At 72.7% G+C, this 12,387-nt stretch carries 15 protein-coding genes; 10 read left to right on the forward strand and 5 right to left on the reverse strand.

The genetic code is table 11. The annotated features are described in order from the left end of the window. Positions 1-7: 7 nt before the first annotated feature. Positions 8-1,093, forward strand: a complete 1,086-nt coding sequence (locus HP550_RS14980; RefSeq protein WP_175348493.1) for a class I SAM-dependent methyltransferase — start codon at positions 8-10, stop codon at positions 1,091-1,093. Next, positions 1,090-3,270, forward strand: a complete 2,181-nt coding sequence (locus HP550_RS14985) for an alpha/beta fold hydrolase (protein ID WP_343048197.1) — start codon at positions 1,090-1,092, stop codon at positions 3,268-3,270. Before HP550_RS14980 ends, HP550_RS14985 begins: the two co-directional genes overlap by 4 nt. On the opposite strand, the gene HP550_RS14990 is transcribed toward HP550_RS14985, so the two are convergent. Further along, on the reverse strand, positions 3,267-3,557 hold the full coding sequence (locus HP550_RS14990) for a DUF1905 domain-containing protein (protein WP_175348494.1): 291 nt from the start codon (positions 3,555-3,557) through the stop codon (positions 3,267-3,269). The two genes, HP550_RS14985 and HP550_RS14990, sit on opposite strands and share 4 nt — an antisense overlap. Positions 3,558-3,604: 47 nt before the next feature. On the opposite strand from HP550_RS14990, the gene HP550_RS14995 reads away from it, so the two are divergent. Continuing rightward, the gene (locus HP550_RS14995) at positions 3,605-4,117 is read left to right on the forward strand and encodes a mycothiol transferase (RefSeq protein WP_175348495.1); all 513 of its coding nucleotides are present in this window, start codon (positions 3,605-3,607) and stop codon (positions 4,115-4,117) included. A gap of 10 nt (positions 4,118-4,127) precedes the next feature. Next, positions 4,128-5,252, forward strand: coding sequence for a 23S rRNA (uracil(747)-C(5))-methyltransferase RlmC (rlmC, locus tag HP550_RS15000; protein ID WP_175348496.1), 1,125 nt, complete (start codon positions 4,128-4,130; stop codon positions 5,250-5,252). Here rlmC and HP550_RS15005 read toward each other — a convergent pair. Both HP550_RS15005 and HP550_RS15010 read right to left on the reverse strand, forming a co-directional pair. Beyond that, the gene (locus HP550_RS15005; protein WP_175348497.1) at positions 5,249-5,809 is read right to left on the reverse strand and encodes an isochorismatase family protein; all 561 of its coding nucleotides are present in this window, start codon (positions 5,807-5,809) and stop codon (positions 5,249-5,251) included. The two genes, rlmC and HP550_RS15005, sit on opposite strands and share 4 nt — an antisense overlap. Further along, entirely contained in the window at positions 5,806-6,255 is a 450-nt protein-coding gene (locus tag HP550_RS15010) for a MarR family transcriptional regulator (RefSeq protein WP_175348498.1), read from the reverse strand. Before HP550_RS15010 ends, HP550_RS15005 begins: the two co-directional genes overlap by 4 nt. Before the next feature lie 69 nt (positions 6,256-6,324). Here HP550_RS15010 and HP550_RS15015 point away from each other — a divergent pair, with 69 nt between their 5' ends. Further along, a complete protein-coding gene (locus HP550_RS15015) occupies positions 6,325-7,455 on the forward strand; it encodes a flavin-containing monooxygenase (RefSeq protein WP_175348499.1) in 1,131 nt (376 codons plus the stop codon). On the opposite strand, the gene HP550_RS15020 is transcribed toward HP550_RS15015, so the two are convergent. Then, positions 7,442-8,086 (reverse strand): dihydrofolate reductase family protein, encoded by a 645-nt coding sequence (locus HP550_RS15020; protein WP_175348500.1) that lies wholly within the window; start codon positions 8,084-8,086, stop codon positions 7,442-7,444. The two genes, HP550_RS15015 and HP550_RS15020, sit on opposite strands and share 14 nt — an antisense overlap. A 90-nt stretch (positions 8,087-8,176) precedes the next feature. On the opposite strand from HP550_RS15020, the gene HP550_RS15025 reads away from it, so the two are divergent. Both HP550_RS15025 and HP550_RS15030 read left to right on the forward strand, forming a co-directional pair. Then, a complete protein-coding gene (locus HP550_RS15025) occupies positions 8,177-8,518 on the forward strand; it encodes an ArsR/SmtB family transcription factor (protein ID WP_175348501.1) in 342 nt (113 codons plus the stop codon). Further along, positions 8,511-8,954, forward strand: a complete 444-nt coding sequence (locus tag HP550_RS15030) for an SRPBCC family protein (protein ID WP_175348502.1) — start codon at positions 8,511-8,513, stop codon at positions 8,952-8,954. Before HP550_RS15025 ends, HP550_RS15030 begins: the two co-directional genes overlap by 8 nt. Here HP550_RS15030 and HP550_RS15035 read toward each other — a convergent pair. Further along, entirely contained in the window at positions 8,903-9,508 is a 606-nt protein-coding gene (locus HP550_RS15035; protein WP_175348503.1) for a DUF998 domain-containing protein, read from the reverse strand. The genes HP550_RS15030 and HP550_RS15035 overlap by 52 nt on opposite strands. 45 nt (positions 9,509-9,553) lie before the next feature. Here HP550_RS15035 and HP550_RS15040 point away from each other — a divergent pair, with 45 nt between their 5' ends. From HP550_RS15040 to HP550_RS15050, 3 genes are all read left to right on the forward strand, one after another. Then, complete coding sequence (locus HP550_RS15040; protein ID WP_343048198.1) at positions 9,554-10,336, forward strand: glycoside hydrolase family 16 protein; 783 nt, start codon at positions 9,554-9,556, stop codon at positions 10,334-10,336. Between the two features lie 102 nt (positions 10,337-10,438). Then, entirely contained in the window at positions 10,439-10,960 is a 522-nt protein-coding gene (locus tag HP550_RS15045) for a hypothetical protein (RefSeq protein ID WP_175348504.1), read from the forward strand. A gap of 9 nt (positions 10,961-10,969) precedes the next feature. Continuing rightward, positions 10,970-12,379 (forward strand): flotillin family protein, encoded by a 1,410-nt coding sequence (locus HP550_RS15050; RefSeq protein WP_210768152.1) that lies wholly within the window; start codon positions 10,970-10,972, stop codon positions 12,377-12,379. Positions 12,380-12,387: the final 8 nt, after the last annotated feature.

Below are 12,387 nucleotides of genomic sequence, written 5' to 3' on the forward strand. Positions count from 1 at the left end.
CACCACCATGACGCAGACCCTGCCGTTCACCGAGCGGACCATCGACCCCGACAAGCTCATGTCCTTCGTGTTCCGCGCCGTCGACGAGGTGGGCGCCACCCTGAACACCGCGCTGGTGGTGATGGGCGACAAGCTGGGCTACTACACCGCGATGGCCGACGGCCGCCCGACGACGCCGGCCGAGCTGGCCGAGCAGACGGGGACCAGCGAGCACTACGCCCGCGAGTGGCTGAACAACCAGGCCGCGGGCGGCTTCGTCGAGTACGACGCCGACGCCCGTCGCTACACGCTGCCCGCCGAGCACGCGGTGGCGCTGGCGGACCCGACCAGCCCTGCCTACCTGGCCGGCTTCTTCCAGCTGGCGCTGGGCACCCTGCACGACTCCGACGACATCTTCGCGGCGGCCCGCGACGGCGACGGCCTCGGCTGGCACGAGCACCACACCGACGTGCACCACGGCTGTGAGCGCTTCTTCCGCACCATGTACAACGGGCACCTGCTCACGGAGTGGATCCCCGCGCTCGACGGGGTCACCGCCAAGCTGGAGTCCGGTGCCAAGGTCGCCGACGTCGGCTGCGGGCACGGCGCGTCCACGATCCTGCTGGCCAAGGCGTTCCCGAACTCCACGTTCGTGGGCTCGGACTACCACGCGGCGTCGATCGACATCGCCCGCGAGCGCGCCCGGGCCGCCGGGGTGGACGACCGGGTGACGTTCGAGGTGGCCCCGGCCACGGCCTTCAGCGGCTCGGGCTACGACCTGATCGCGATGTTCGACTGCCTGCACGACATGGGCGACCCGGTGGGCGCGGCCCGGCACGTGCGCAGCGCGATCGCCGCGGACGGCACGTGGATGGTGGTCGAGCCGATGGCGGGCGACCGCGTCGAGGACAACCTCAACCCGGTGGGCCGGACGTACTACGGCTTCTCGACGCTGCTGTGCACGCCGGCGTCGCTCAGCCAGGACGTGGGCCTGGCGCTCGGCACGCAGGCCGGACCGGCCAAGATCAAGGACGTCTCCACGGCCGCGGGGTTCTCCGCGTTCCGCACAGCCGCGAGCACGCCGTTCAACAACGTGTTCGAGGTACGTCCGTGACGCAGCAGCACCGTGAGGCGGACACTGCTCGGGTGGGTAACCACCCGAGCAGGCCGAGCCAGTCAGCGGACCCCGACGTCGTCGGCGTCGCGGTGCGCGACGGCGTGGAGCTGGCGTACGAGGTGTACAACCAGGAGCACCCCGTCACGGTGGTCCTGGTGCCCACCTGGGCGATCGTGCACTCGCGGTTCTGGAAGGCGCAGATCGGCTTCCTCGCGCGGCACTACCGGGTGATCACGTTCGACGGTCGCGGGAGCGGGCTCTCGAGCCGGCCCGAGGGCGCGCAGGCTTACACCGACCGGCAGTACGCCGACGACATCCTGGCGGTGCTCGACGCCACCGCGACCCCGAGCGCGGTGCTGGTGGTCGAGTCGTGCGGGGCGTCCTGGGCGGTGCACGTGGCGTCGGGGAACCCGGAGCGCGTCGTCGGCCTGTTCGCCATCGCGCCCTCGTGCGGCCTCCCGGTGCCGACACCCGACCGCGACCACGTGCCGTGGGACGAGCGCCTCGACTCCACCCAGGGCTGGGCCAAGTACAACAAGCACTACTGGCTCGGCGGCGGCTACGACGACTTCGTCGAGTTCTTCTTCGCCAAGATGTTCTCCGAGCCGCACTCGACCAAGCAGATCGAGGACTGCATCGGGTGGGCGCACGAGATCAGCCCGCAGACCCTGTCCGACACGACCGCCGGCCGGCTCGGCTGCGAGGGGGCGTTCTGCGCGCCGATCGCGCCGCTCGCCCGGCAGGTGACGTGCCCGGTGGTCGTGGTGCACGGCACCGATGACCGGATCCGGCCGCACGCCATCGCCGAGATGCTGGCGGAGCTCACCCGTGGCGAGCTCGTCCTGCTCGAGGGCGTCGGTCACGGCCCGTCGGCCCGTGACCCGGTGAAGATCAACCACCTGATCAAGGCGTTCGTCGACCGGCTGTTCCCGGTCCCGACCCGCCGGACGTGGGTGCGTGCCCTGCGCAGGCCGCCCCGCGCCCTGTACCTGTCCTCGCCCATCGGCCTCGGTCACGCGCAGCGCGACGTCGCCGTCGCGGCCGAGCTGCGCGCCCGCCGGCCCGAGCTGGAGATCGACTGGCTCGCGCAGAACCCGGTCACCAAGGTGCTCGCGCAGCACGGCGAGAGGCTGCACCCGGCCTCGGCGTGGCTGCGCAACGAGTCCGGCCACATCGAGCACGAGGCCGGCGAGCACGACCTGCACGCGTTCCAGGCCATCCGCCGGATGGACGAGATCCTGGTGCACAACTTCATGGTGTTCGACGAGGTGGTGGCGGACGGCGACTACGACCTGGTGATCGGCGACGAGGCGTGGGACGTCGACTACTTCCTGCACGAGAACCCGGAGCTCAAGCGGTTCTCGTTCGCGTGGATGACGGACTTCGTCGGCTGGCTGCCCATGCCCGACGGCGGACCGCGGGAGGCCGCGCTGACCGCGGACTACAACGCGGAGATGATCGAGCAGCGGGCCCGGTTCGCGCGCGTGCGGGACCGCTCGGTGTTCGTCGGCGACCCCGACGACATCGTCGAGGACGACTTCGGTCCGGGGCTGCCCAGCATCCGCACGTGGACGCAGGAGAACTTCGACTTCGCCGGCTACGTCACGGGGTTCGACCCCGCGGAGCTGGAGGGCACGGAGCGGCTGCGCGCCGAGCTGGGCGTCGGGCCGCAGGAGAAGCTCTGCCTGGTGACGGTCGGCGGGTCCGGCGTCGGCACGTCGCTGCTCCGGCGCGTGATGGACGTCGTGCCGCTGGTCCGCCAGCTGGCGCCAGAGCTGAAGTTCGCGTTCGTCACCGGGCCGCGCATCGACCCCGGGTCGCTGCCCGCGTGGGAGGGGTCGACGGTGCTCGGGTACGTGCCGGACCTGTTCCGCCACCTCGCGGCGTGCGACGTGGCGGTGGTCCAGGGCGGCCTGACCACGACCATGGAGCTCACCGCGCTGAACAAGCCGTTCGTGTACGTGCCGCTGCGGCACCACTTCGAGCAGAACCTGCACGTGCGCAAGCGGCTCGACCGGTACGAGGCCGGCCGGCACCTGGCCTACGAGGACGCGCTCGACCCGGACGCGCTCGCGGAGGCGATCGTCAAGGAGGCCAGCCGCGACGTGCGCTACCGACCGGTCGCGACGGACGGTGCTGCCCGGGCGGCCGCGATGCTGGCGGACCTCGTCTAGAAGTCCACCAGCGTCAGCCGCACGCGTACCGGGTCGCCGACCTCCAGGCGCTCGGCCCGGCGGACCGCCTTCTTCACGGGCAGCACGTACGTGTCCGTCGAGGGGAAGATCGAGGTCCGCCAGGTCGTGCCGCCGACGGTGACCTCGACGCGCACCGACCCGAACCCGCGGGTGTTGTCGCCAACGAGGTCGAGCACCTCGTCGGCGAGCTCGGTCGGCAGGCTGACGAAGGTCCAGGCGTCGGTGCGGCGTGCGCTCCAGAGCCACAGCGGGGCGTCGAACTCCATAGGGCCATCGTCGCGCGTGCCACCCACGCGCGACGTAGCGTCGAGGGATGGATGTCGCCGAGCTGCTGATCGAGTCCTTCGGACGAGTCGAGGGGGTGCTGGACCGCGCGGTCGACGGCCTGACCGTCGACCAGCTGACGCTCCGGCCCTACCCGGACGCGAACTCGATCGCCTGGCTCGCCTGGCACGCGGGCCGCGGGCAGGACGCCCAGGTGGCCGACGTCGCCGGCGTCGAGCAGGTGTGGACCGCGCAGGGGTGGGCGGACCGGTTCGCGCTGCCGTTCGACACGTCCGCCACGGGCTACGGGCACACCGCCGACGAGGTGGGGAAGGTCCGTGCCTCCGGCGACCTGCTGCTCGGCTACTACCGCGCGGTGGCCGCCGACACCGAGAGCTACCTGCGCGGGCTGACGGCGGACGACCTCGACCGCATCGTCGACGAGCGCTGGGACCCGCCCGTGACGCTCGGCGTCCGGCTGGTGAGCATCGTCGGCGACAGCCTCCAGCACGCCGGCCAGGCGTCGTACGTGCGCGGTCTGCTGGAGCCCCTCGACACGTAGGCTCCGGCGCATGCGGTGTCCCTACTTCGACGCGGGCGTGTGCCGCTCGTGCACCTGGATGGGACGCCCGCACGGCGAGCAGGTCGCCGACAAGGAGCGGCACTGCCTGAACCTGCTGGGCGAGCGCGACGACCTCGTGTGGCTGCCGCCCGTGACCGGGCGCGAGTCGGGGTACCGCAACAAGGCGAAGATGGTGGTCGGCGGGACGGTCGAGCACCCGACGCTGGGCATCCTCGACGCCGGCGGCCACGGCGTCGACCTCCAGGGCTGCGGGCTCTACCCCGCCTCGCTGGCCGCCGTCTTCCCGGTGCTGGCCGCGTTCGTGACGCGCGCGCACCTCACGCCCTACGACGTGCCGGCGCGCACGGGCGAGCTGAAGAACCTGCTGGTCACGCAGTCGCCGGACGGCGAGCTGATGCTCCGGTTCGTGCTCCGGTCGCAGGAGCCCGTGGCCCGGATCCGCAAGCACCTGCCGTGGCTGCTCGACGTCCTGCCGCAGCTGCAAGTGGTCTCCGTGAACCTCCTGCCGGACCACAAGGCGGTGCTCGAGGGCGACCGGGAGATCCTGCTGACCGCCACCGAGACCCTGCGGATGCGCGTTAACGGCATCGACCTGCACCTGCGCCCGCAGAGCTTCTTCCAGACGAACACCGAGGTGGCCGCCGCGCTGTACCGGCACGCGACCGCGTGGGTCGAGGAGCTCGCACCGGCGTCGCTGTGGGACCTGTACTGCGGGGTCGGCGGGTTCGCGCTGCACGTGGCGGCGCCCGGACGCGAGGTGGTCGGCATCGAGACCAGCACCGAGGCGATCGCCAGCGCCACGTCGAGCGCGGCCGACCTCGGTCTGCCGGGGGTCCGGTTCGCGGCCGGCGACGCCACCGCGTTCGCCCTGGGCGCCGACGCCGCCCCGGACCTGGTGATCGTCAACCCGCCGCGGCGGGGGATCGGCGAGGCCCTGAGCGGCTGGCTGGAGGCGTCGGGCGTGCGGCACGTCGTGTACTCCAGCTGCAACGCCGTGTCGCTCGCGCGGGACCTGGCCGCGATGCCGTCGCTGCGGCCCCGCCGGGCGCAGGTGCTCGACATGTTCCCGCAGACGACGCACTACGAGGTGCTCACCCTGCTGGAACGCGGCTAGGCACCCAGCAGCGCGATGACCTCGTCGGTCGTGCCGGTCTCGCCCAGCCGCGGGAAGATCCGCGTCACGCTGTTCTCGTGGGCCTCGGCGCTCATGTCGGTCATCGCGTCGACCGCGAACGTGACGTTCAAGCCGTGCTCGTAGGCCGCGCGGGCGGTCGACTCGACGCCCATGGTCGTCGCGATGCCGACGACGACCACCTGCGTCACGCCGAGCCCCTCCAGCAGGTCCGCGAGGCCCGTGCGGTGGAACGCGCTGAGGGTCCGCTTGACGATCAGGTGGTCGCCCGGCTGCGGGGTCAGCTCCGCGACCAGGTCGGCGGCGTCCTCGGGAACGGGGCCGCTCCGGGCGCGGCGGGGGGACTCGTTCCGGCCGGGTGCGCTGCCGAGCGCCTGGACAAGCACCACCGGCAGACCGTGGCGGCGGAACGCGTCGGCCAGCCGCGCCGAGCGGGAGACGACGTCCGCGGTGGGGTGGGCGGACGGGAGGGCGACGACGGCGTTCTGGAGGTCGACGACGACCAGGGCCGTGCGCGGGTCGAGGGTGGTGAGGGTCACGGGGTGGGCCTTTCGAGGGTGAGCCGGTCCAGCAGGGTGAGGGCGTCGAGCACGGTGGCGCGCTCGGCGGCGGTGAAGCGGTCCTGGAAGGCGCGGGCCAGCCACTCCTCGCGCACCTGGCGGACGCCGTCGGCGCGCTCACGACCGGCGGGTGTGAGCGAGATCAGCAGGCGGCGGCCGTCGTGGGGGTCCGGGGTCCGGTCGACCAGGCCCTGCGCGTCGAGGGCGGTCAGGATCGTCGCCACGGACTGGGGTCGCACCCCCTCGGCGGTGGCCAGGTCGCTCGCCGAGGCGGCGCCGGCCGTCCCCAGCCGGCTCAGCACGCTCAGCTGCGACGGCGTCAGCGTGCTCGTGTCGTAGACCTCGCGGAGCCGGCGCACGAGGCGCCCGAGCAGCACCCGCAGGTCGCGCGCGGCCCGCGCCGCGTCGGCGGAGATCTGATCCATGAATCGACAGTATCAACTGTTCAGTTGAAACTGGCTATTGGACGGGCGTCCGAGACGGTAGGAAGAGCCATGAGCAACGCTGCCGTCCTCGTCATCGGTGCCGGTCCCGGGGGGCTCGCGGTCGCCGCCGCGCTGCGTCGGCAGGGCGTCGCCTCCGTCGTCCTGGAGCGGTCGGACGACGTCGGCGCGTCGTGGCGGCGGCACTACGAGCGTCTGCACCTGCACACCACCCGGCGCTGGTCGAGCCTGCCGGGGCTGCCGATCCCTCGGGAGTTCGGCCGGTGGGTGGCCCGCGAGGACGTGGTGCGCTACCTCGAGCTCTACACCGCGCACCATCGGCTCGACGTGCGGACGGGCGTGGACGTCAAGCGCATCGCGCGCGCCGGCTACGGGCGCTGGGTGCTCGAGACGACCGCGGGCGACGAGCTCGCCGGGTCGACTGTCGTCATCGCCACCGGCTACAACCACACCCCGGTGCCGCCCAGCTGGCCGGGCGTCGAGACGTTCACCGGCGAGCTCGTGCACGCCTCGGCGTACCGGAACCCCGAGCCGTACCGCGGCAAGGACGTCCTCGTGGTCGGTGCCGGCAACACGGGGTCGGAGATCGCCGTGGACCTCACGGAGGGTGGCGCGGCGCGCGTGCGGCTCGCCATCCGGAGCGCGCCGCACATCGTCCGACGCTCGAACCTCGGCTGGCCGGCGCAGGGCACCGGGATCGTCGTGCGGCACCTGCCCGTGCCGGTGGTCGACACGATCGCGGCGGCGGTGGCCCGCGTCGAGGTGCCCGACCTGTCGGCCTTCGGGCTGCCGCGGCCGACCACCGGCCTGTACTCGCGGGTCATGCAGGGATCGGTCCCGCTGCAGGACGTCGGGCTGATCGCGGCGGTGCAGGCGCGGCGTGTGGAGCCCGTGGCGGCGGTGGACTCGTTCGACGACGACGGCGCGGTGGTCCTGGCCGACGGATCGCGGATCGCACCCGAGGTGATCATCGCGGCGACCGGGTACCGGCGAGGACTGGAGCCGCTGGTCGGCCGCCTCGACGTGCTCGACGACCGCGGCCTGCCGCGCGTGCACGGACCGCGGACCTCGGTCGACGCCCCCGGTCTCTACTTCACCGGGTACACGAACCCGATCAGCGGGATGTTCCGCGAGCTCGGGATCGATGCGGAGCGGATCGCGCGCGCGATCAGCCGCGGGTAGCCGGTCGGCGCACGACGCGGAACGTCAGGTGCGTGGCCTCGGCGGTGGCGACGAGTCCGGTGCGTTCGAGCTCGGTGGTCTCGAGCGCGGTGTGCCGGGCGCCCGCGACGTCCAGCAGCCGGGAGCCCCGGTGCAGGAGCACGGGCACCACATTGAGGACGATCTCGTCGACCACGCCCGCGGCCAGTGCCTGCCGCACCACCTCCGCGCCGCCCATGACGAGGACGTCCCGGTCGCCCGCCACCGTCACGGCCTGCGCCACCGCGCTCGCGACGCCGTCGGTGACGAACGTGAACGACGCGCTCGTCATCGGGCGCGTCTCCTGCGCCCGGTGCGTCACCACGAACGTGGGCACCGGGAACGGGGTGTCGCCCCACAGGTCGACGCCGATGTCGTAGGTGCGGCGCCCGACGACCACCGCGCCGGTCCGGGCGAACAGCTCGGCGGACACGGCGGCGTCGTCGCCGCCCGGCGTCGTGCCGTCCGCAGCCACGTCACGGTCGGCCCCGCCGCCGAAGAGCCAGCGGTGCAGACGTTCGCCTCCGACGCCCATCGGTGCGTCCGTCGAGACGTCCGGGCCGGCGCTGAACCCGTCGAGCGACACGGACGAGCTCACCCGCACGATCCCCATGCCGGACACGCTAGGGGCGGCGGTGCCCCCTTGTCTTCGCTCGGTTCGACGTTTACATTGAAGTTGTTCCTTAATTAAGGAGTTGCTCACATGCCAGCTCGGGACCCGTTGAGCGTCGTGTTCGCGGCGCTCGCCGATCCCACGAGGCGCGCGATCCTCACCCACCTCCAGCACGGCCCGGCGACCGCCGGCGACGTGGCGGCACCGTTCGCCATGAGCCGGTCCGCCGTCTCGCAGCACCTGCGGGTGCTCGAGGACGCCGGGCTGATCGAGCGGACCGTGACCGCGCAGTGGCGCACGTGCGTCCTGCGCACCGAGCCGCTCGACGAGGTGGCGACGTGGGTGGACACGCACCGGCGGCTGTGGGACGAGCGGTTCGACCTGCTCGACGAGCGGCTCCGGACGAGACGAGGAGAGGCAGACCATGCTTGAGACGGACCGGAAGTCCTTCACCATCACCCGGGTCTTCGATGCGCCGCGTGCGGTCATCTGGCGCGCGTGGACCGACCCCGACGAGGCCGCCGCCTGGTGGCACCCGCGCGGGGTCGTGACGCCGCGGGACTCGGTCGAGCTCGACGTCCGCCCGGGCGGCTCGTACCGGTACACGATGGTCGCGCCCGACGGCAGCACCTATCCGACCGCCGGCGTCTACCGGGAGGTCCTCGAGCCCGAGCGGCTCAGCTTCACGTGGACCGACCCGGGGGACACCCAGGCGGACGCGCCGCTGATCACGGTCACGTTCGACGACCTCGGCGAGCAGACGCGCATGACGTTCCACCTGGACGGCCACGGCGGTCAGCCGGGCGACGAGAACGTCTACGACGGGTGGGACCAGGCGTTCGACGTGCTCGTCGAGCGGCTCGTCTGACGGCGCAGGGCGACGACGACCACGAGCGGCCAGACCGCCTGAGCGCCGGCCACCGCGCGTTCGGTGAGCCCGGTGAGGTCCCCGCCGCCCTGCAGCTCGACGACGAACCAGCCGAGCAGGCCCACGAGCCCCACCGAGGCGCCGACGGTGACCACCGGCCGCAGGATGCCGGTCGCGCCGCGGCGCCCCGCCAGTGCGGGCCACAGGGCGAGCGCGCCGAACCCGATGCCGGCGGCGATGCCATGGGCCCGCGGGGCGGCGTCGACCGGAAGGAGCGCGACGGCCAGCGTGGCGGCTCCGCCGATCGCGTGCAGCACTCGCGCGCGGCGGGGGACCGGCCGCAACCCGGCCGCGGTCACCACGTGCGCGACGCCGGTGATCGCCAGGCCGGCCGTCATGATCCACGGCTCCGTCGCGGTCGACGCTGCGAGCGCGCTGATCGTCTCCTGCACGGGGTCGAAGGAGGGCTGCCGTGCCGCGGCGAGCGTCCAGCCGCCGATCATGGCGACGGGGGCGGCGATCGCGGACGCGAGCGCCCAGCGGGGGACGGTCATGGAGGGGGCTGCCTTCTGCTCGGATCCTGTCGGAGACTGGGGTTCGTGACCGACCACCCCGACGGATGGGTGCTGGCCTTCGAGGACGACTTCGACGGCCCCGACCTCGATCCTGCCGTGTGGCTGCCGCACTACCTGCCTGCGTGGAGCTCCCGCGCGGCGACCGCGGCGTCCTACGAGCTGCGCGACTCGTGCCTGCACCTGCGCATCCCGCCCGACCAGGGCCTCTGGTGCGCGGACGACCACGTGCCGCCGATGCGGGTCTCCGGCATCCAGTCGGGCAGCTGGTCCGGACCGGTGGGTGGCACGCGCGGGCAGCAGCCGTACCGCGACGGGGTGCGCGTGCGCGAGGCGCAGGAGCCGTTCCGGGGGTGGACGCCGTCCGGTGGGTACGTGGAGCTGCGGGCACGTGCGGTGGTGACGCCGCGGTCGATGGTCGCGTTCTGGATGGTGGGACTCGAGGACGAGCCGCAGCGGTCGGCGGAGATCTGCGTGGCCGAGCTGTTCGGCGACGCTGTCGAGCCGGGGTCCGCCGCGGTGGGGGTCGGCCTGCACCCGTTCCGCGACCCGGAGGTCGTCGAGGACTTCGAGGCGGTCCGGCTCCCGCTCGACCTCGCCGAGCACCACACCTACGCGGTGGACTGGTCGCCGGCGCAGGCGACGTTCCTCGTCGACGGCATGGTGGTCCGGCGGTGTGCGCGGCCCCCGTCGTACCCGATGCAGGCGATGCTCGCCGTGTTCGACTTCCCGGAGAAGTCCGTCGGCGACGACGCCGAGGCGGTGCCGGAGCTCGTCGTGGACCGGCTGCGGGCCTACGCCCGCCCGTGAGTGATTGGTGTACCTGTCGCCCGCGATTCGGCCACGCGGGCGGCCCGCGGCGCGGTATAACCGGTGCGCCGACCTCTCCGCCGACCTGAGGACAACCACCGCATGCTGATCTTCTGGGTGATCGCCGGGGTCGCGCTGCTGCTGCTGGTCCTCACGGTCACCGTCGGCGACTTCCTCGACGGCGCCCTCGACGCGATCGACTTCACCGGCGGCTACCTGTCGTCCACGGCGGTCCTGGCGTTCCTCGCCACGTTCGGCATCGTGGGCGGTCTGCTGCTCACGGCGACGGACGTCAGCGTGCTCGTCGCGTCGCTCGGCGGGGTCGTCGCGGGGGCCGTGGTCGCTGCCGGGGCGGGAGCCGCGACGCGCTCCCTGACCCACGGTCCGACCGCGCACCAGATCACCAGCAGCGACTACGTGGGCCAGTCCGCCACAGTCACCACGTCGATCCCGTCCGACGGGCTCGGCCAGATCTCGCTGGTCGTCGCCGGGCAGAGCACCGCGCTCGCCGCCCGCGCCGACGGCCCGCTGCCCACCGGGACGGGCGTCACCGTCGTATCCAACCTGGGGCCGGGCGTCGTCAAGGTCAGCACCACCTCACCCTCATCGCACGACTCGAACTAGGAGCTCTCCGTGCCCGACAGCTGGCTGCCCGTCCTCGGCGTGGCAGGACTCGCCCTCGTCGTCCTGATCGTCGGCATCGCGATCGCCAAGCGGTACCGCGTGGCCAAGCCCAACGAGGCGTTCATCGTCACCGGCCGCAAGGGCAAGACCTCGGGCGACCTGTCCGGGCAGAAGGTGGTGACCGGTGGCGGCGTGTTCGTCCTGCCGTTCGTCCAGCAGCTGTCGGTGCTCGACATGTCCTCCCGCCGCATCACGGTCGAGGTCAACGGCGCGCCGTCGTCGCAGGGCATCGCGCTCACCGTGTCGGGCGTGGCCATCGTCAAGGTGCACAACGAGGACGTGTCCATCCGCGCGGCCGCCCAGCGGTTCGGCAGCCAGCAGTCGGAGATCGACAGCTTCACCACGAACCAGCTGTCCGGTGCGCTGCGCGCGATCGTCGGCAACCTCACCGTCGAGCAGGTCATCCGCGACCGCGAGTCGTTCTCCCAGCAGGTGCTCGAGTCGGTGACCGGGTCGCTGAGCGCGCAGGGCCTGAGCCTGGACGCGTTCACCATCCAGGAGGTCAACGACCACGGCGACGGCACCTACATCCTCGACATGGGCCGCGCGTCGGCCGCCGCGATCCGTCGGGAGGCCGAGATCGCGGAGGCCGAGGCGCGCCGGCTGTCGGAGGAGAAGCGGATCGACGCCGAGACGCAGGTGGCCAACTACCAGCGCGCGCTCGACCTGCGGCAGGCCGAGATCCTCGCGGAGACCGACCGCGCCAAGGCCCTGTCGGCGTCCGCCGGCCCGCTCGAGGCCGCCGCGCGCCAGCAGGAGATCCTCGCGCAGGAGGAGCTGGTGGCCCAGCGGCAGGCGAAGCTGACCGAGAGCCAGCTGGACACCACCGTGCGGCGGCCCGCGGACGCCGAGCGGTACCGCCTCGAGCAGCAGGCCGAGGCGCAGCGGGTGACCGCGGTCAAGGCGGCCGAGGCGGCCAAGTCCGAGAACGAGCTGCGCGGCGCCGGTGAGCTGGCGCTCCGGTCGGCGCAGGCCAAGGCCACCGAGCTCGAGGGGGCTGCGGAGGCCGCGGCGGTCCTCGCGCGCGGCAAGGCCGAGGCCGAGGCGCTCCAGCAGCGTGCCGAGGCGTACAAGGAGTTCAACCAGGCGGCCGTCTTCGACCGGCTCCTGGAGACCCTGCCCGAGATCGCGAAGCAGCTGGCCGCACCGATGGCCAACATCGACACGCTCACCGTCGTGTCGACCGACGGCGCGTCCGCGCTGCCCAAGGCCGTCGCGGGGAACTTCCTCCAGCTCCAGGAGCTGATCAAGTCCACCACCGGGCTGGACCTGACGCAGATGGTCACCCAGCTGACGGAGTCCTCGACCGTAGTGGTCCCGGCGCCGTCCACGAACGGGACAGCGACCTCCGCGGCTTAGTCTCGTCG

It is taken from the genome of Cellulomonas humilata, from assembly GCF_013359775.1.
In the GTDB taxonomy this organism is placed as follows: Bacteria; Actinomycetota; Actinomycetes; order Actinomycetales; family Cellulomonadaceae; genus Cellulomonas; species Cellulomonas humilata.